Below are 18,914 nucleotides of genomic sequence, written 5' to 3' on the forward strand. Positions count from 1 at the left end.
GCGTCAGTGCAATTCATTGCGCGGGCGCTTTTTCTTTAGGAGAGAAGAGCAAATTGAAAAACAAACTAAAAAAGTATCTTCCTATTATTTCGATTGTTGTTGGTAGCATATTGTTCTTATCTATTCTTTCTTATATTGGGTTTAAAAGCGATAATATCCAACAAACGTCTAATGAAAAGGTAACGAAAATGCAGTATGTGTTGGTAAATGAAGATAAAGGAACTCTTTTTGAAGGGAGAAAATACTCTTTAGGAACCGATTTTGTCACATTGATCAATCAAGATACTGCTAACCGTTGGGAGACAACGACCAGAGACATTGCTAGTCGTGGCGTTGCAGATGGACAATTTGATGCACAGATTATTATTCCGCAAGATTTCTCTGAGCGATTGCTTTCATTGCAGAGTATAAATCCTGAAAAAGCTTTAGTAGAGTATCAAGTAAGAGAAGGTCAAAATGAGATAACCAATCAAGCGATTCAGGGAAAAGTGAATGATATTTTAAAAGATTTCAATCAAAGAATTGTACAAATGTATTTTTCAAGTATTGTAGGAAATCTGTCGGAAGCCCAACAAAACGTCAATCAAATTGTTGGATTGGAAGCAAACCACAAAAATAATTTGGAGAAAACAATTTATTTACCATTTAAAGAAGTGCCAACTAATTTTTCAAATGTTATTGATACAGCAAGTATCTTGGATGAAGACAATAAAATGTTTACATCTGAACAAAAAGCATTTGTTGAATCAGTGAAGCAGTTAATGGAAAGTAACAATACTGGTTTAGAAGCCAATAGCCAATCAACAGAGGAAGTACAGAAATCTGTGAATGATTATGCAGATGAAGCAAATGAAAAATTAGAAACATCCATTAAACAGTTCAATGAACAATTTGAGCTGCAAAAAGAACAATTAGAAAATCAATGGCAAAACGATTTGAAGGGATATAAAGCTCAATTTGATGGTTTTGATGATAGTATAAAAAATCAATTAGGACTGTTTCTTACAAAAGGATCTGAAGAATCTAAGGACACTGGTGTTTACGCAAATTTCTTAACGAATGCTTATGCATTTAAAGGAACTCAAAGTAAGAGAATAGAAGAGCTAACAAGTGAAATAAAAGATCTGGAAAAACAAGTAACTGAATTAACCGCTTTAAAAGAAGATGTTGCTGAAAAATACTACAACGATATAAGCGCTAATCCAGAAACAGCAACAGAAGAACAAGTGAAACTAGCTATTTCAAAATTAATATCACCTGTTGATAAAGATTCTGAGATTAAGGAAGATGGAGAATACTTAACTGCTGTAAAGAACGAACTTCAAAAATTACAAGAACAGGCCCTTCCTTCGAGTACGGAATTTCCGATACTCTTAGCAAAACTTTTAGGTGATGGACTACTTACGCAATCAGAAAGTGACAAACTAAGTGCTTCATATAATTTGGTGACGCATTATGATCCTACTCTCACCGCTGGGAATGGTAATCAATTTAACATACTGTCAACGGTTCCTAAAGAAGATATTTCATCTAAATTCAATGTAACGAACACAGTTAATATAGATTTGAAGCGGGCCAATCAGAGTTTACAATTTGGACATATATTTAATACTGGAAGCGGAGATAGAGTCGAAGTTATTAATATGGCAACGATCAGAGGGAATTTAGAAAGAGAAATCCTTCGTAATTTATCTGGTTCAGACTATACCGCAACAGTTTCTAATGATGAAACACAGCTAACGATAGCAATTATACTTAAGGACACTGAAAGTACTAAACCGCCCAAAGTACCTGCGAATTCTAACATGTCGTACACATTTGAATCCCAAATACAATGGACATATCCGAATGATTCTAGTGATCATAATGAATATTATCAATGTAATTATTTCTGGAAATCAAACAATGTAGTAACATCGTCTGGGCAATTGGCTGCTTATATAGACAAAGACCAGCCTCTAAAGCAAGATTTACCTGAACTTTTCAGCCTTTTTACAACCTTAACATCAGCTGCTGAGAAATTAACTACTATATACGCTGATCCGACTCAACAAGATGTTGTTAGCTTTGCTGGCTATGTGACAAGCAATCCAGATAAATCATTCAATGAGCTAGCTACACCTAATTCTGTTTATTGGCTATATGATAATGTCACGGATACTAAAAAAGTTTCACAAATTTCGGAGTCACTCTATAAAAATTATAGGGCAAACGGAGAGAGTCTATATAACGATATTGTAGAGCAGATCGACAAATTAAACGCTACAATCGGAACAAGTACCGATAAAAATGAAGGCGAAGCGATGACGTTATACGGCACGTTAAATTTAATGACTGTACCAGATATGATGTTACAAGAAGCCTCTATTTTAGGTGAGTGGTTCGATAAAGCAAGCCAAGAAATCGATGGGACATATAATTCTTGGAAAGAAACAGAACGAGTAGCACCAGAATCTGTTATCACGGATACAAATGCACATCCTGATAAGAATGATACGGCTGCAATCAACTCTACTACTGAAAACTTGGTGAAAAATATCCAGACATTAGCTAGTAGTTCAAGAGAAACGGCTAAATCAACAGAAGAATCTGCAGCGCAAGTCAAAGACATTGCCCCTATTATTCAGAACTTGAAAGAATCGACAAACAAGGTGCAAACAAATGCAAATGATATTTTAACGAACTTAGATAAAACCGTTACTGAAGTACATGAAAAAACAAATGACAATGCGAAATATGCAGAAACCTTTGACAAAGTCCTTTCTAATACCAGAAATGGCGGTTCGGATAATTCAACAGTCTTTAACTTCCTATCAAATCCAATTCAAGAAAAAGGCGATTTTGGGAAAACAAGACAAAATTCTTTGATTCCATATTATGCAACGATCATCGCTGCATTTATTATTATTTTGGTCGCAACCGCGATGCAAAAATACATGAAGCGAAGAAAAGTATCTAAAACGGACCTGCTAATGAATCCGTCAAGAGCTTGGTACAATACGTCAAATGTGATTGTTATACTGCTAAGTAGCGTGGCGTTGTCAATCGCTTTTGCCCTTAATTTGAGTCTTGTTGTTGGAATGAATGCGAAAATAGCTTGGTTTAGTTATGCCTTTTTAGTTTTACTTGCGGGATTACTGCTGACACTTGGCTGTATGAGACAGTTCAGAGTGCTGACGCTTTATCTTAGCGGCGCAATATTAGGACTATTCTTCATGCTGACACCATTACTAGGAGTAGCCACTAAAACAGGCACATTCGCCAATATATTGTATCGCGTGTCACCTTTACAAAATATTCAAAACGGCTTTACTGCATTGCTAAATGGAAGCAGTATTGGTTGGGCAAGTTATCTGATTCTTGTAATCCTAGCAGTTAGTGGTATTCTATTGAATTTTTGGGTGAAACCAGAAGATAAAAAAGTAAAAGCGTGATCTTTTCTATTATTTGCAAGGGAGAAAAACGATGCAACATAGACTGAAAATTGATTTAAAAACGATTTTAAAAGGATTGCTTCTTCCTGTACTGTTTATTTTCTTACAAAGTGTTCCTGTTTATGCTGATACTGGCGATTTAAGAATAAATAATCAAGTGATTTACGAAAAAAATGAAGGTAGTCAGAGTAATTCTGCTACCTTTACAATTCATCAATTATTTATGAAAGATATGTCTGATCAGGATAAACAATTAGATGAAGAAAAAATGAAGCTAATTACAAATGCACAAAAAGAAGTTTTTACGAAAGAAACACCAGCACAACGTACAGTTAACCAACAAATAACACCCCTTCTTTTCTCTAGCGGATATGTTTTGAATGACAGTTTAGATTCTGGGGATTCGGGGTTAAAACAAGGAAACAATATCGGGTTTATTTTATTTTGTGTAGTCGGTGGACTCTTTGTTATAGGTCTCGGAATTTTATTAGGTCGAGCATTTCCTACATGGGTAAAAAAAGGATAGGAAGGTAGAATTTTATGAGGAAAGATACATCTATTGGTATTGGGTTACATGTGGGCAAACAAATTATTGATTTACAGATTCCTATAAAAGTTTCTGGAAATCGTTTAAAAGAATTATTGAGAGAATCACTAGAATTATTGAACATCTCTTTACCAGAAACATTTGAGTTAGAAATTATAAATAAGTCAATTAAGCTAAACGGAGAAGTTCTTCTAGCGAACTATGCACTAGGCGACGGGGATCAATTAGTTGTTAGAGAAACGATGAAAAAGTAAAGGGGCCTAAAACGTGAGTGAAGTAAAAGATATATCAGAGAAAATAGATATCCAAGTTCAAAAAGACAAGGTGCTAGTTACACTACAAGCGAACCAATATCGCTTATCAGAGCTGGATCAATTTCAAGCTGTTCTCCAAAAAAGAGATGCGCTATTAGCGGGAGAAGTGGTGGAGTCGACAGAAGAACAATTAGTCTTGTCTTATGATAAAGATAATTATGCAGTACCTATCGAAGATGCGGTACGGAAAATGTCATCAATCAATCGATTACTCTTAGCGCAAAAAGTTCGTTTTATTGAGCCGTTTATCCATTCAACGATTCAACCGTTTATCCATCCTAGAAATATTTTTATTTTTGGAGAAGAGTTATCGATTGCGCATAGAGGATTTATGAATCTAGTTGTACCAAATGTTACTAATGAAGAAGACTTTTTAAAGCAGTATCGTGCCTTGATTCTGTTTATTCTTCATCCAAAATTAGATTTTGAACGGTTGATCGAAGGTGCTGGAACGTTACAGGATCCACTGTCTAAAAAGATTCAAGCAGCTCTTTCACCAGAAGAAATCGACCAAATGATCAGTGAACAAGTCGTTATCCAAAAAATGAAACAAGAGAAACAAAATCAACTTGTAAACAAAAAAAGCTATACGTTGTTTAAATGGGGCAGTCTAGTATTGTTGGTTGCAACGCTTATTTTAGGTTTCTTTGTGGGGAATTATGCACTGAAAGAAGTACCTACACAAGAAAGAATCATTACAGCAGAAGCAAATTATATCGCCAATGACTATTCAGGCGTATTAAGTACGCTGAAAGAAGATACACCAGAGAAACTGCCTAAGAGTGCGCAATATGTGTACGCAGTAAGCTCGATCCAATTAGATAATTTATCGAATGAGCAAAAAGAGATGATTTTAAATAATCTTTCTCAAAAATCGAATGAAAATACGCTTTTATATTGGATATATATTGGAAAAGGCTCATTTGAAAAAGCCCTTGATATTGCTCAAAATGTAGGAGATAACCAATTCATTTTACATGCCTATACGAAATTGTATGACGCAACAAAACTAGATACAAAAATGAATGGTGAAAAGAAACAAGAGCTATTGACGAAATACGAAGAAGCGATTGCTAAATATATGAAATTATTAGGAGGGGCAACCGATGATTCTGAAAACGAATAAAACAGAAGATGAGTCAATTGTTCCTATTGATGATCAAATGCAGCCAGCTGCAAATGTTCTCGTTGATGTTTTCTATTTTGGCGATGTTTTTTCTCACCATCAATTAACGACAGCCAAACAAGAACGAGTGATCGATGGACATTCAGTATCTTATGACGGGCAGAAAGTATTACTTGATAACAAGCCGTTTGAAAAAAATAATCCTAAATTTGTTATTGTAAAACCAACGGACTATCAAACAATTGCGACAAATAAACCTAAAAAAGACTTTACGATTTCTAGTAGAGCTTCTTCGGCAATCAGCTTACCAACGGCAGCATTTATTTCTGTCTCCGTTGAGCCTAAGACAAATCGTTATAGTATGGATATTTACGCAAATAAAGAGACTCTCTATTTTAACGGAAAACAAGTTGCAAAGGGAACCTTTGATTTCAACACTGGCGATCAGCTAATTATTGATAAACTGATTATTGAAGCACGGGAAAACCAATTAAAACTAACGAATCTAGGCGTGGAGTTTACATTAAATCCATTTGAAATCATTGAACAAAGCTACGAACCTGAATACCCTTCAGAATTCCCGTTATTCAGACGAAGCCCACGTATTCATCTAAAAGAACCAAAGATGGAAGTAGAAGTAACGACACCCACACCGAAAGAAAAGGAAGGGAAAAACGAACTATTAAGAACCCTTGTCCCTCCTTTAGGAATGGTGGTTTTAAGTGGTGCTACAAGCTTTTTAAGTGGCGGGAATCCGATCATGATGCTAAGTATGGGTGGCGCTAGTTTATTAACGGCAGGTTTTTCTGTCTCTAGCTACTTCACCAATAAGAAAGAAACCAAAGAGAAAAATGAACGTAGCGAAGGCTCTTATAGACAATACCTGATCCAGAAGAAAGGGGATATTTCCCTTTTACAACAAGAACAAGAGCATGCGCTTACGTATATGTATCCTTCGATGAATGATCTTGCCTTAATGGCTAAAGACTATCAGGCACGGATCTATGAGCGCATGACAACCAACGAAGATTTCTTAAAAATTCATGTTGGAACTGGCGAAATCAAGTCAAGCTTTTCTGTGAGATATCAACCAAATGAAGAAAGCGAATTGAGTTCGTTGGCGGAAAAACAGCTTGTTTGGCCGTATCAACAATTAGAAGCAGCACCGATTGTTATTCCTTTAATGGATCAAACAGTTGGTCTAGCAGGGAATTATCCAGTATTGCGAACAGCGATCCAAACGCTCTTATTCCAAATTTCAATGCTGCATTCGTATCGAGATGTTGAATTTGTGACGTTGGTTCCTGAAAATGATTACGATACTCATTGGCATGCGTGGCGTTGGCTGCCTCATTTGAAGATTCGCAGTTTGAATCTAAGAGGAATCATCCACAATGCTCAAACACGGGATATGGTGCTTAACTCGTTTTACCAAATTTTAACGAAAAGAAGACAAGAACTGAAAGAAAATGGCAATGAAAAGATTCGTTTCCAACCGCATTATGTATTCTCTATTTTAGAAGAGAGCTGGTTATCAGGACATGGGCTAAATGAATTTTTAGCAGAAGATATGAGTCCGTATGGTGTGACCGTGATTTGGGGGAAAGATGCCTTACCGATGTTGCCTGAGACAACGACGACCTTGATTGATTATCAAAGTAGTGAAGCGGCGATCTTGATCAACCAAAATAATGAATATGTGAATCAATCGTTTGTACCGACTCATTTACCGACTGCTTATCCAATTGAAGAAGCATTGCAGCGATTGGCGAATTTACATCATGTTGAAGTGGAGAAAAATGCCATCCCAGAAGCAATCGACTTTCTTGAGTTATACGATGTAAAAGCAGTAGATGAATTAAACATTGGTACACGTTGGACAAAAGCAGATACGTCTAAATCATTAGCGGTTCCTTTAGGTGTGCGTGGTAAAGACGATATTGTTTACCTTAATCTACACGAACGAGCACACGGTCCTCATGGTTTAGTTGCGGGTACAACAGGATCTGGTAAATCAGAAATCGTTCAAAGTTATATCTTATCTTTAGCAGTGAACTTTGCGCCAGAAGATGTTGGCTTTTTACCGATTGACTTTAAAGGTGGAGGAATGGCGAATTTATTTGCTGACTTACCTCATTTACTTGGTTCTATTACCAATTTAGATGGCGCGAGTTCTGCCAGAGCCTTACAAAGTATTCGAGCTGAGTTACAAAAACGACAACGTAAATTTAGCCAATTTGGTGTGAATCATATTAATGGCTATACAAAATTATATAAACAAGGCAAAACAATTACAGATCCAGAAGAAAAGAAAAAATACCCAAGCGATCCATTGCCACACTTGTTCTTAATCAGTGATGAGTTTGCCGAACTAAAAGCTAATGAACCAGACTTTATGGCGGAACTTGTTTCAACGGCTCGAATCGGTCGTTCTTTAGGTGTCCATTTAATCTTAGCCACTCAAAAACCTAGTGGGGTTGTCGATGACCAAATTTGGTCGAACTCTCGTTTCAAACTAGCGTTGAAAGTAGCCGATGCCAATGATTCAAATGAAATCATCAAAACACCAGATGCGGCAACGATCACACAACCAGGTCGTGCGTATTTACAAGTCGGAAACAACGAAATTTATGAACTATTCCAATCTGCTTGGAGCGGAGCGAATTATGATCCGTTTATTTCACGAGAAGAAAAAGTGGATGAACGTATTTGGCTGATCAATCAATTGGGACAATACGAATTATTAACAGCCGATTTATCACAAGAAGAAGATACTGTTGTGAAAAATGAAGAAGAAAAAACACAACTGGATGCTATTGTAGAAGCAATCCAAGCGTATTCAGAAGAAACCAATGCAGTATTACCAGAAAAACCTTGGCTTCCGCCACTAGAAACAGTGATCGATTCGCCTATCTTATCGAAGGAATGGAGCGATACAAGACAATTAAGTGTTCCGTTTGGCTTTATGGATATTCCTTCTAAACAAGAGCAAGTCGTGTTCAACTTTAATTTTAACGAACTGACACATACGGCGTTTTATGGTTCACCTGGTTTTGGTAAATCAACGGCACTTCAAACATTAGTAATGAATCTTGCGCGACTTAATACACCAAGCCAAGTGCAGTTCAATTTATTTGATTTTGGTACAAATGGTTTGCTTCCGTTGAAAAAACTTCCTCATGTCGCAGATTTAGTGCGTTTAGAAGAAGAAGAGAAATTAGTGAAATTCTTGAAGCGAATCCGAAAAGAGATTCAAGAACGAAAAGATGCATTTACCGATTATGGTGTCGCAAGTCTATCGCAATACGAAGAAAAATCAGGGAACAAACTTCCTGTAGTGATTACGATCATTGACGGATTTGATGCCATCAAGGAAAGCCCCTTAGAAGAAGAGATCGAATCTGTAGTGAACCAGTTGCTACGTGAAGGGGCTAGTGTAGGTCTGTACGCTGTTTTATCTGTTCTTAGAACATCTACCTTCAAGATGAGTATGGCAAGCAATATACCGTCTCATATTGGCCTATTCCTTGTAGAGGAAGGTGCAATCAGAGATGTTGTTGGTCGAGATGCATTGATTCCACAAGAAATTATTGGACGAGCACAGATCAAATTAGATGATCCCCATGAGCTTCAAGTCTATCTTCCAACACATGGCGAAAATGATATTGACCGATTAAATCATTTAGAACAAGAGATAGAAGCGATGAACGAAGATTGGTCTGGCGAACGTCCGATTAAGATTCCAATGCTGGCAAAAGTGGTTTCAATGGCTGATTTCTACGAGTCAAAACAAACACAAATGATGTTGGAATACTTACAATTACCAATTGGTTTGGATAAAGAAACAACCAATGTTGTCGGATTTGACCCACAAGAACATGGCTACTTTGTGATTGGAGACGATTCACCGCAACAAACAGAATACATTGAAAAAGTCATTGTAGAAAATCTAAAACATTTTGAAGGACGAGCACAACGAGTGGTCTTTAACGGCTCAGAACGTTTCGGCGGCTTTACGGAAAGCTTTGATATGATGGTTGCTGAACCTGATTATAGTACCTTTGTTAATGATTTAGTCAGTGAAATCGAGGTTCGTCAGGACGCAACAGATCCAGAACCAATGTTTGTCTATGTTCCAGAAGCACATCTGTTTGGAGATAAGACATTCATCACCAATGATGCAATTGACGTGTACCTAAGAAAAGCAGCGAAAGTGAAGATTTACTTTATTTTCCAAGGCAATCAAAAACAAATTGAAAATAGCTTCGATGACTTTAATAAACGACTACGTACGAATATCCCAGCAGGGATGATCGGTACACGTTTAGCGGATCAAGGATTTATTAATGTGAAATCAGGCTATAGTGAACCGACAGTTGAACTAGATGAGTCTCATTTCTTTGTTGGACGAAATGCTTGTCGAGTGAAGTTGGTTAGTGAATAAAATAAATAATTATTTGCTGTGACAGGGAGGGAAAAGCGATGGCTAAAGACGATGCAGCAGAAAGAAAGCGTCAGGAGAAGAACGCTCAAAATAGACGAGAATCAACAAGATGGCAACAAATTGGGAATGAACGAAAAGCAAATTATGATAAGAATCAAAAAAAATTAGAACGTCTGAAAGAAGCAAAAAGCAAATTAAATAATTCCATGAAGAACTTTGCGCAGTTTGAAAATCAAGTGAAGCAATACCCAACAAAATTAAGCACTGGACAATTTAAGGGAACGCTTCGAGACAAATTTGATGAAAAGGCTAAAAAAATGGGTACAACATTGCATAAAGAGGAAAATACCTATCAACAAAATATGGCAAAACTAGATGCGGAAATAGCAAAAAAAGAATTAGAACAAGGGGATTTGATGAGTGCTGTAGAAAGTGCTTTTGATATGGCAAAAAATTTCTTGGCTTCTATCTTTTAACCTGACACAAGGAGTGATTATAGATGGGGAAAACAGGTGTAGATAAAGCAGCATGGGACGCAGTAGTTTCAAAAGCAGATAATGCTGTTTCAAGTATTTCCAAACCCACAATTAATGAATTGGGCAAAACAACCCTAAAACGCTTTAAAAAAGTGATAGAGACACAAAAAGCACTGGTGAACACAGTAGAATCTTTCAAAAATGTTTCAAGTACTGATACACAGAAAATGAAGCAAGTTGCGGAAAATATTGTCAATGAAGATAATCAAGCATCTAAATCATTTGAACAAAATACAACCAAAGTGAGGTTTAAATGATGGCGAATTATGATTCAAAGAAATTTTTTGAAGGTGTTTTGATCAATGATGAATCACTTACCTTTGAAGTGACAGAAGAGCTGATTCTAACGGGTGTTCTCTTAGGAACAAATTTTCAGCTATTAAAATCAGTCTATAAGACACACCGGAATTTAGAGCAACAATTTGAACACAAACCTATGATTGGTGCTAAATTGAGCGTATTCTTTGATTATGAGGAACAAACGGTAACCTTTGATCGCCAATCAAGTCAAGTGGTATTGACTATTCCCCAATTCTTACAATACATTGGCAAAATTGATGTTGCTTTTGCGCCTATTTATCCAGTTGGAACAACAGTTGAACTGGATGAAAGTATGTTGCCAGACAGCGTAGCAGAGATGTTTAAAGACGGCGATTTAGGAGCAATTGTCACTCTTACTGGAAGAAAAGTCCCGTTGATGTCAGGGTTTGATCATTATATTGTCGATTATTTAGGACGACTATGGCCGTTTGGAGAAATCCCTGGTAATGATCCAGTCTTGATTTCAAATATGATGATCAAGCGTGTAATTGCAGAAAGTTATACGAATGAATATGAAGAAGCCTTTTCCTTTGATGTACTGCGTGCGACCCAAGTATTAAATCAACAAATTTCTACAGCATACATGACGACAGAAGATGCGATTTCCTATTATGAAACACTTTCTGGAATCATAGCAACGGAGTAGAGTATAAAAACGTAAAGAACGGAGCATGTTATGGGCTTTCACGTAGAAACAGCCGAAATGAAAAAGGCGTTGGAACAGTATCAAAAACTATCAAGAACCGCACAAGAACAATTAGATAATGCGAAAAGTTCAATGAATGGTATTATTAACAGTAATGCGATGCACGGTCAAGTAGGCCAAGCAATCGCATCAGATATCAATAATAATAAAAATGCCGTACTTGTTGGCTTAAAAAATAGCTATAAGTTAGTAGAAGCAGATCTCCAAAATACTTACGCAGATTTTGCAGGAACCACAGGAGAAACCTCACAAAGCGCGGTGTTAGATGAAGATGTTTTGACTAAGGCAAAAACAGCCATTGATAAATTTAAGACGGAACACAAAGAAAAAAGACAAACCATCAAATCCACTTACAGCGATATAGCCGATCTGATTTCGCTTTCCATGCCAAGCAGTAGTACCTTTACTAGTGCCTGTGATGAAGCAAAAAAACACTTGGATAAGATCATTCAAAAAGTTAATGAGTTTGATAGTAAGCAACAACCAAGCTCAGCAGAAGAGATTATCAATGCTCTATCTCAACAAATTAAAATGTCTGAAACAGCGAGTGGCTTAAGCTACACAGATCCAAGATTTATGGAATTTGTCTCACAAACAGGGTTAGCAGAATCAATCCAAGATATTGATAGTCAAATAGCCAAGGCAGAAGCAGATGCAAAATTAGCAGCGGAAAAAGCTGCAAAGGAAAAACAAGAACAATGGGCCAAAGATCATCCGCTAGAGAATGCCTTACGTAATTTTTCAGATGGCATCGGTTCTTGGTGGGGCGGGATTGTCAAAGGAACAAAAGGGCTTAATACAGAAGGCTTTTTCCTCTTAGAAACAGGCAAAGGCATTTTATTAGCCTTAGAATCTACAGTAGAATTTGTAGGAGAGGGAATCAGTTCATTAGCGATTGGTAGTGTACAAGTTGGGCAGCTTTTAGGTGGAGGAGTCGCAACAGGGATCAATAATTTACGGGGAGTAAAATCCCCAGATTGGATCGGAAAAGATTGGTCAGGAGCTGTTAAGAATGTTCAGGCACTGACGCCTTCTGCTATTCTTGAAATGAGTAAAGCCGCGATAGGCTCAATGGCTGATGACTTTAAACGTGGAGATATCTATGCTATGACGACAGATATTCTGACAGTAGGAACGATGTTAACGGCAGCGAATGGATTGAAAAACACTGCAAAGAATGTTACAACTAAGTTGAAAGCGCCAAAAGTTGGGTCAGTTGTGGATGATGTGGCTAAGCAAGCTAACAAAGCTGAAAAAATAATGAATAGCGCGGATGCTGAAAAATACGCTTTTAATGCAACAAAAGGTGCTAACAATTCAGATTCTATTGTATTAGGAAAATTTGACGGTGGTGGACCAACCGCTTATACTACTAAAGCTAAAAGAATTGGTGCACAATACTTTGAGTTGGATAATTGGGATGAATTAAGTAAAATGTATAGTGACAAAGAAATTTGGAAAATTAATGAAAAATTCTTAGATATACAAATTGCTTCTGGAAGAGATATATATTTTTCACATAATCCACTCGATTTTATTGGTGATGGTTCATTTTATTCACAAGAAATAGCATATTTGCAGAGTCACGGATTTGGATTTGAAAAGATAGGAGACCTTTGGCATGTTATCAGGTGATGAGAAATTTATTAATAAACACTATCTAGACTATACGAAAAAAAGTTTTTTGGAGTATTTTGGGCAAAATATATTTTTAAAAAAAGAAGAATATTCTAATGAGGCAGCAGGCATGGGATTCTATAGACTTAATTATGAATATTCAAAGTATCAGATAGTCTTCGAGTATGAAAGATTACGTTTTACAATTAGAATCAAATGGAAAGATGCTGTTTCAAATTTTTTCTCACAACATAAAGAACTATCAAATAGTTTAAAAGAAGAAGATATAAACCAGTCAATTTCTGTTCTAAAAAATGATATTGATAATGGTTGTTTGGATTTTTTTCGCATTTCAAAAAAAGGTGAAATAAAGAAGATTGAAGGGGCGCTTATTGATGGATCAAAGTTTTAATTTTGATAAACAAGTTGATGAGAAATATTTAAATAACAGATTACGAGTTTTGGAATACACAAATCAAGATATGAATTTAAGCCTTGAAAATAATAATCAAGTTTATATTGCAGTATTTGATATTCCAACAAAAACTAATATTATCGGTTTTCAGACTGAAACCTTAGCTTTAGTTTTTGGTTTAAATGTTCATCTTTATCATGGAAGTGGTTCAGTAATTACAAATTTAGAGCAATATCCAGAGGTGATGAAAGCAATGCAATCTTTATTACTTAGTAGCTCCCAAGCATTACCATATATGAAATTAATTGAGGATTTTAATTTCTACAATAGTGAGTATGTGAGAGTCTATTTAAAAACAGAGCAGGGTGTACATTTTAAAGAACTCAATAAAAAAGATAAAATTGACATTTTTTTGCAGAATATGATGAATTATGTTTTAAATGAGATTACGAAAACTAATGCTTTGAAATAAAAGGCACCTAATCATGAAACAGATAGCCAAGTGATTAAGCGTTGAATAGTAAGGACTAAACTGCTAATAGCTAACTAAACCCAAATGTAATTAGCTAATTAGTGTAGATTATGGGAACGGTATTGGTGGATAAGATACAATCACTAATGCCGATTTTCGTATATCAAAATTAAGAGGATAAATTTAAGAAAAATCCTAATTCAGATGTGTCTTCGTTGGAAATACATAAGCATATATGACAACAGAAGATGCGGTTTCCTATTATGAAACACTTTCTGGAATCGTAGAAACAGAGTAGACAGTAAAACATTAAGAAAGGAGCATATTATGGGCTTTCATGTAGAAACAGCCGAAATGAAAAAGGCGTTGGAACAGTATCAAAAACTATCCAAAACGGCACAAGAACAATTAGATAATGCCAAAAGTTCAATGAATGGTATCATTAATAGTAATGCGATGCACGGTCAAGTGGGCCAAGCAATCGCGGCTGATATCAATAATAATAAAAATGCTGTACTTGTCGGCTTAAAAAATAGCTATAAGTTAGTAGAAGCAGACCTCCAACAAACTTATGCAGATTTTGCAGGAACCACAGGAGAAACCTCACAAAGTGCGGTGTTAGATGAAGATGTCTTAACGAAGGCAAAAACAGCCATTGATAAGTTTAAGACAGAGCACAAAGAAAAAAGACAAACCATCAAATCAACGTATAGCGATATAGCCGATCTGATTTCGCTTTCTATGCCAAGCAGTAGTACGTTCACTAGTGCTTGCGATGAAGCAAAAAAGCAGTTGGATAAGATCATTCAAAAAGTTAATGAGTTTGATAGTAAGCAACAACCAAGCTCAGCAGAAGAGATCATCAATGTTTTATCTCAACAAATCAAAATGTCTGAAACAGCGAGTGGCTTAAGCTATACAGATCCAAGATTTATGGAATTTGTCTCACAAACAGAATTGGCAGAAGCAATCAAAGATATCGATAGTCAAATTATTAAGGCGGAAGCAGATGCAAAACTAGCAGCGGAAAAAGCCGCAAAGGAAAAGCAAGAACAATGGGCAAAACATCATCCAGTAGAAAACTTCCTTCAAAATATGTCAGATAGCATCGGCGATTGGTGGGGAAATGTTGTCCAAGGAACAAAAAATCTTTCTATTCCAAAAGGGTTTAAAGATATTCTTCTATTTGGAGAAGGGTTTCTTGGTGGAGCAGGTGAGATGGTCAGCTCAGTAGCCATTGGCGGTAGTCAAGTCATTCATTTAGGGGTTGAACTAGTCGAATGGGGACTTGATTCAGCGAGAGGTATTGAAACACCACAATGGAAACTAGACGATATCAAAGGGGCATGGGAAAATACGAAAGCGATTGGTAAAACATTAAATACGCTTGGAATGGGTATTCAAGCGGCAACGAATCCATGGTTATTGGCAGTGAGTCCAACGCATCGAGAGGCGTTGAAAGAAACCTTTGACATGGGCGCAGGAATCGTTAATACTATAGTTAACGATATAAAAACAGGAAATGCCTATGCGATAGGTGGCTATGTATTTGATGTAGCGAGCATGTTTGTCGGAGTTGGAGAAGTAAATGCGGCTCTGAAAGGCACGAAGGTAGCTGGTAAAATAGCTGAGGGATTAAATGCGTTCAAAGCAACAACGAAAGCTACTACGTTAGGTAAGTTAGGCAAAGTGACGTCGATGGTCGATAAAGGCTTGAAGTATGGAGATGATGCGTTAAAAGCCTTTATGACAAAAGTAAAGAATATTCCAATGCCAATAATGGACGAAATAGCACTTGCAGGTGGAGGAAGCGTCAAAGTTGTTGGTAAAGGAACATTGGATGATTATATGAAGGCAGCAAAAGCTAACTTTAGTAAGGGGAGCAAGTTAGGAAATAAATTAGACGATTTTGCTGCTAAGCTAGATGAAATAGAGGTAAGCTTTAAGAAAAATGCTAAACATGATGCAGAAGAATTTGCTCGTCAATTGAAAAATCAAGAAAAGGGAATGAATGAGCTGACAGTTGAAGAATATTTAGCTAATCGCGAAAGATATCTTGCAGAGGGTAGGGCGTTGGAAGGGAATATAGCACAACAAGCAGCGCGAGAACAAGCTTATACTAAAAAATTAAATGAATTACAAAAATCTGGCAAAACACTTTCTCAAGCAAAATCTGAAGCAAAACAGTGGTTAGACAAGCAAGCCGCATTGCACAATCCAGACCAGATAGCTGGCGGAAAAGCTAATATTATTGGAGGAATGGGTGACAAAGGAATTAATTCTTCATTAGGAAGTCAGTGGCGATATAGAATAGAAGCAGTTGATGAACAAATTCGAGCGATGGCAAAAAATATGACACCAGAGCAGTTGAAGAATACTCATTTAAATGTAAAATTGACTCAATAGATTGAGGGGGGACATATGTGGAAAAAGTATTGAATGATTTTAAGTTAGAGAAGAAAGTGCCTAGTGAATTGATTGATAAGTATGTAAACTTAGTTCCTGAAGAGATAATAGTAATGTGGAAGAATTATGGATTTGGAACTTTTATGAATGGATACTTTAAAAGTATAAATCCTGATGATTTTAAGGATATTTTATTGGAAACCTCACAAAGATATCAAGATGCAATTGTACTTTTTGCAACAAGTATGGGGGATTTAATTGTATGGTCAGATGATTATGTAAGACTGCTAAACTATAGATATGGTAAAGTTACTACTATTTTGCATACTTTTGATTTTTTCTTTAGTAACATTAGTGATTTGGAATTCAAGATTGAGGATTTACATTGGTTACCGTACCCAGATGCAATTGCCCGCTATGGAGAACCTTCTTACGATGAATGTTTTGGATATGTTCCGATCTTAGGGATGGGTGGTATGGAAAAAGTAGAGAATTTACAAAAAGTGAAACTCCGTGAACATATTTTAATTATTACCCATTTTATGGGGCCAATAAAATAATGTAAAATTATAATAAATTTAACTCAAATTAAAAAAGACAACTAGATCAAAAAGATGTTTGATCTAGTTGTCTTTTTACTGAAATATACATAGCGTGGGAGTAGTAATAGTTGCCACTATAAAATATATGATGTGGGTAATCACTATGTGGTAGTCGGTTTGGATTTCACTAAATTTGGTATCCATAATTCCACTTAGTATATAATGAGGTACGCGTTTCTAGAAATTGGGCGAACGCACCAAGATAAGATGTCTATAGAGAGGAGAAATTTGTATGTTTGAAGTAAAACAAGATAGTATTCTAGTACCTCCATCTGATGAAATAATAGAAAAATTTGAACGTTTTTATAGAGTAGCGTTACCAAACGATTATGTTGAGTTTTCGAAAAAGTATAATGGAGCAGTCCCTATCACTAACGTATTTAGTACGGAAAAGAATGAATACTTGATTGAGCGATTTTTATGTCTGCTTTCTAATGAAGAGAGAGACAACTTGGAGAATATAAGTTGGAGTGAAATAAGAGTAGTATTAACAGATTTAGATGCAAGACTGATTGATGATGAAGATTTACTGGGTATGAATATAATCCCTATAGCATCGCTTTTTGCGGGAGATTTTATATGTTTAGATTTTAGGGAATCTGAAAAAATTCCAAATATTTGTGTTTGGTTCCACGAAGAATCAGATGAATTTTCACCTGTTGTTGAGAAAATATCTTCTAACTTCACTGATTTTTTAAATAATTTACACAAATAACTTGATTTTATAATTATTTATCAATTAATTTTATAAAAAATATATAATGGTGTTAAAGTCAGAAGATGGTCTTCTGACTTTTTGCTATTTAAGAATAATTAGGGCACATCATTACAGAACCAAGCAATGTTGAACAAACTCAGTCTCGTTTGTTCTCAGAAATAAACTCCATAATATCCGCAGGTTGGCAATCAAGAGCAACACAAATCCTTTCAATAACATCCATCGAAACTTTCTCGTTTGCAGAAAGTTTTGCTAGAGTTGCAGTTCCGATCCCTATTTCTTTTCGTAATTGGGTTTTTGTCATTCCTTTATCAATTAATAGTTTCCATAAACGATTATATATAATTGGCATTTGTGAGGACCTCCTATTTTATTTGTCTCTTTAGTATAAAATCCTTATATTCATTAGTCAACATAATAAATTCGTTTAAACGAATAAATAGTTCTGTAAATAGAATTTAGTTTTTGACTGAATATTCATTTTGTGGTATTATATATTCATTAAAGCGAATAAAAAATTCTTTTTTACGAATGGCAAAGTGAGAGGAGCGTTAGAAGGTTTTAAAATAAGCAGGCAAAAAAGAAGCAGAGCTTTAATAAATAAGAAACGAATTTCTTGAATTAAAACTCTACTTTAGACAAGTAAATCATATCATAATTCAAGAAATTCTCCAAGTTTACAGAAAAATTCAAAGGAGAATTATTATGAAGAAAAAACTAATCATTGCTAAACAGAATAATCAGCCATTACCAAATGTTCCGCAACAAGACGTTTATACTATTGCAAATACGTTAGAACAACTTGCTTCATGGAATCTTATTTTAAACTTGCTTAACCAATTTTTTACTGAAAATCTCCAACCACTCGATAAGGATAAAGTAATGAGGGAATACTATGTTTGTTCAAAATTATATACTAATTTTCACAAAGATTTTTCGCAAACTTTACAAAAAATGGAAAGCCAGATTATCATTTTGAGAGGCAAAGAAAAAATTTAATTAAGTTGAATTTTATTAAATAAGCAGAATGGAGAGCCACTTTTAAAGTAGATAGAGAAGTAACAATGACGACATTACTTTATATCAAAAGAACAATTCAATCAGAAAAAAAGCTGATGGGGTTGTTCTTTTTTACTTGTCGTTATATGCTGTATAAGTAAGAATTAATAATGTTTTAGTTAATGATATCAAATAATAAATACATAAATTATAGATTGCCACAAAGATTGAGCTAGCAACTTATTTGGTGAATATTC

16 protein-coding genes are annotated in these 18,914 nt (G+C 35.6%); 15 read left to right on the forward strand and 1 reads right to left on the reverse strand.

Going from position 1 to position 18,914, the window contains the following annotated elements; all coding sequences use genetic code 11:
• Positions 1-53: 53 nt before the first annotated feature.
• The 14 genes from esaA (at position 54) to BCR23_RS11500 (ending at position 17,655) form a co-directional block, all read left to right on the forward strand.
• Positions 54-3,434, forward strand: a complete 3,381-nt coding sequence (gene esaA / locus BCR23_RS11435; RefSeq protein WP_083241959.1) for a type VII secretion protein EsaA — start codon at positions 54-56, stop codon at positions 3,432-3,434.
• Between the two features lie 31 nt (positions 3,435-3,465).
• Positions 3,466-3,960 (forward strand): hypothetical protein, encoded by a 495-nt coding sequence (locus BCR23_RS11440; RefSeq protein ID WP_069635618.1) that lies wholly within the window; start codon positions 3,466-3,468, stop codon positions 3,958-3,960.
• A 14-nt stretch (positions 3,961-3,974) separates the two neighbouring features.
• Positions 3,975-4,235 (forward strand): hypothetical protein, encoded by a 261-nt coding sequence (locus BCR23_RS11445; RefSeq protein ID WP_010771984.1) that lies wholly within the window; start codon positions 3,975-3,977, stop codon positions 4,233-4,235.
• A 13-nt stretch (positions 4,236-4,248) separates the two neighbouring features.
• Positions 4,249-5,421, forward strand: coding sequence for a type VII secretion protein EssB (gene essB / locus BCR23_RS11450; protein ID WP_069635619.1), 1,173 nt, complete (start codon positions 4,249-4,251; stop codon positions 5,419-5,421).
• On the forward strand, positions 5,402-9,865 hold the full coding sequence (gene essC / locus BCR23_RS11455; protein WP_069635620.1) for a type VII secretion protein EssC: 4,464 nt from the start codon (positions 5,402-5,404) through the stop codon (positions 9,863-9,865). Before essB ends, essC begins: the two co-directional genes overlap by 20 nt.
• A gap of 38 nt (positions 9,866-9,903) precedes the next feature.
• Entirely contained in the window at positions 9,904-10,341 is a 438-nt protein-coding gene (locus BCR23_RS11460) for a hypothetical protein (protein ID WP_069635621.1), read from the forward strand.
• A 23-nt stretch (positions 10,342-10,364) separates the two neighbouring features.
• Positions 10,365-10,658: a TIGR04197 family type VII secretion effector gene (locus tag BCR23_RS11465; protein ID WP_069635622.1), complete on the forward strand. Its 294-nt coding sequence runs from the start codon at positions 10,365-10,367 to the stop codon at positions 10,656-10,658.
• The gene (locus tag BCR23_RS11470) at positions 10,658-11,368 is read left to right on the forward strand and encodes a DUF4176 domain-containing protein (protein WP_069635623.1); all 711 of its coding nucleotides are present in this window, start codon (positions 10,658-10,660) and stop codon (positions 11,366-11,368) included. Before BCR23_RS11465 ends, BCR23_RS11470 begins: the two co-directional genes overlap by 1 nt.
• A 30-nt stretch (positions 11,369-11,398) precedes the next feature.
• Entirely contained in the window at positions 11,399-13,063 is a 1,665-nt protein-coding gene (locus BCR23_RS11475; protein WP_069635624.1) for a T7SS effector LXG polymorphic toxin, read from the forward strand.
• Entirely contained in the window at positions 13,050-13,457 is a 408-nt protein-coding gene (locus BCR23_RS11480) for a hypothetical protein (protein WP_069635625.1), read from the forward strand. The genes BCR23_RS11475 and BCR23_RS11480 overlap by 14 nt, the downstream gene beginning before the upstream one ends.
• Entirely contained in the window at positions 13,441-13,932 is a 492-nt protein-coding gene (locus tag BCR23_RS11485) for a hypothetical protein (RefSeq protein ID WP_069635626.1), read from the forward strand. Before BCR23_RS11480 ends, BCR23_RS11485 begins: the two co-directional genes overlap by 17 nt.
• Before the next feature lie 327 nt (positions 13,933-14,259).
• Positions 14,260-16,338 carry a polymorphic toxin type 15 domain-containing protein gene (locus BCR23_RS14540; RefSeq protein WP_083241960.1) on the forward strand — a complete coding sequence of 693 codons (2,079 nt, stop codon included), beginning with the start codon at positions 14,260-14,262 and terminating at the stop codon, positions 16,336-16,338.
• A gap of 17 nt (positions 16,339-16,355) precedes the next feature.
• Complete coding sequence (locus tag BCR23_RS11495; protein ID WP_069635627.1) at positions 16,356-16,898, forward strand: T6SS immunity protein Tdi1 domain-containing protein; 543 nt, start codon at positions 16,356-16,358, stop codon at positions 16,896-16,898.
• Positions 16,899-17,172: 274 nt separating this feature from the next.
• A complete protein-coding gene (locus BCR23_RS11500) occupies positions 17,173-17,655 on the forward strand; it encodes an SMI1/KNR4 family protein (RefSeq protein ID WP_069635628.1) in 483 nt (160 codons plus the stop codon).
• Between the two features lie 139 nt (positions 17,656-17,794).
• Here BCR23_RS11500 and BCR23_RS11505 read toward each other — a convergent pair whose 3' ends face one another.
• Entirely contained in the window at positions 17,795-18,010 is a 216-nt protein-coding gene (locus tag BCR23_RS11505; protein WP_069635629.1) for a helix-turn-helix domain-containing protein, read from the reverse strand.
• Between the two features lie 353 nt (positions 18,011-18,363).
• On the opposite strand from BCR23_RS11505, the gene BCR23_RS11510 reads away from it, so the two are divergent.
• Complete coding sequence (locus tag BCR23_RS11510) at positions 18,364-18,657, forward strand: hypothetical protein (protein ID WP_069635630.1); 294 nt, start codon at positions 18,364-18,366, stop codon at positions 18,655-18,657.
• The last annotated feature ends 257 nt before the right edge of the window (positions 18,658-18,914 follow it).

Source organism: Enterococcus quebecensis (genome assembly GCF_001730365.1).
Taxonomy (GTDB): Bacteria; Bacillota; Bacilli; order Lactobacillales; family Enterococcaceae; genus Enterococcus_L; species Enterococcus_L quebecensis.

What these genes read in the sequence shown, in the direction of transcription:
- BCR23_RS11440 (WP_069635618.1), top strand. Translation starts at nt 3,466, where the DNA reads ATGCAACATAGACTGAAAATTGATTTAAAAACGATTTTAAAAGGATTG.
- BCR23_RS11445 (WP_010771984.1), top strand. Translation starts at nt 3,975, where the DNA reads ATGAGGAAAGATACATCTATTGGTATTGGGTTACATGTGGGCAAACAA.
- essC (WP_069635620.1), top strand. Translation starts at nt 5,402, where the DNA reads ATGATTCTGAAAACGAATAAAACAGAAGATGAGTCAATTGTTCCTATT.
- BCR23_RS11460 (WP_069635621.1), top strand. Translation starts at nt 9,904, where the DNA reads ATGGCTAAAGACGATGCAGCAGAAAGAAAGCGTCAGGAGAAGAACGCT.
- BCR23_RS11465 (WP_069635622.1), top strand. Translation starts at nt 10,365, where the DNA reads ATGGGGAAAACAGGTGTAGATAAAGCAGCATGGGACGCAGTAGTTTCA.
- BCR23_RS11470 (WP_069635623.1), top strand. Translation starts at nt 10,658, where the DNA reads ATGGCGAATTATGATTCAAAGAAATTTTTTGAAGGTGTTTTGATCAAT.
- BCR23_RS11475 (WP_069635624.1), top strand. Translation starts at nt 11,399, where the DNA reads ATGGGCTTTCACGTAGAAACAGCCGAAATGAAAAAGGCGTTGGAACAG.
- BCR23_RS11480 (WP_069635625.1), top strand. Translation starts at nt 13,050, where the DNA reads ATGTTATCAGGTGATGAGAAATTTATTAATAAACACTATCTAGACTAT.
- BCR23_RS11485 (WP_069635626.1), top strand. Translation starts at nt 13,441, where the DNA reads ATGGATCAAAGTTTTAATTTTGATAAACAAGTTGATGAGAAATATTTA.
- BCR23_RS14540 (WP_083241960.1), top strand. Translation starts at nt 14,260, where the DNA reads ATGGGCTTTCATGTAGAAACAGCCGAAATGAAAAAGGCGTTGGAACAG.
- BCR23_RS11500 (WP_069635628.1), top strand. Translation starts at nt 17,173, where the DNA reads ATGTTTGAAGTAAAACAAGATAGTATTCTAGTACCTCCATCTGATGAA.
- BCR23_RS11505 (WP_069635629.1), bottom strand. Translation starts at nt 18,010, where the DNA reads ATGCCAATTATATATAATCGTTTATGGAAACTATTAATTGATAAAGGA.
- BCR23_RS11510 (WP_069635630.1), top strand. Translation starts at nt 18,364, where the DNA reads ATGAAGAAAAAACTAATCATTGCTAAACAGAATAATCAGCCATTACCA.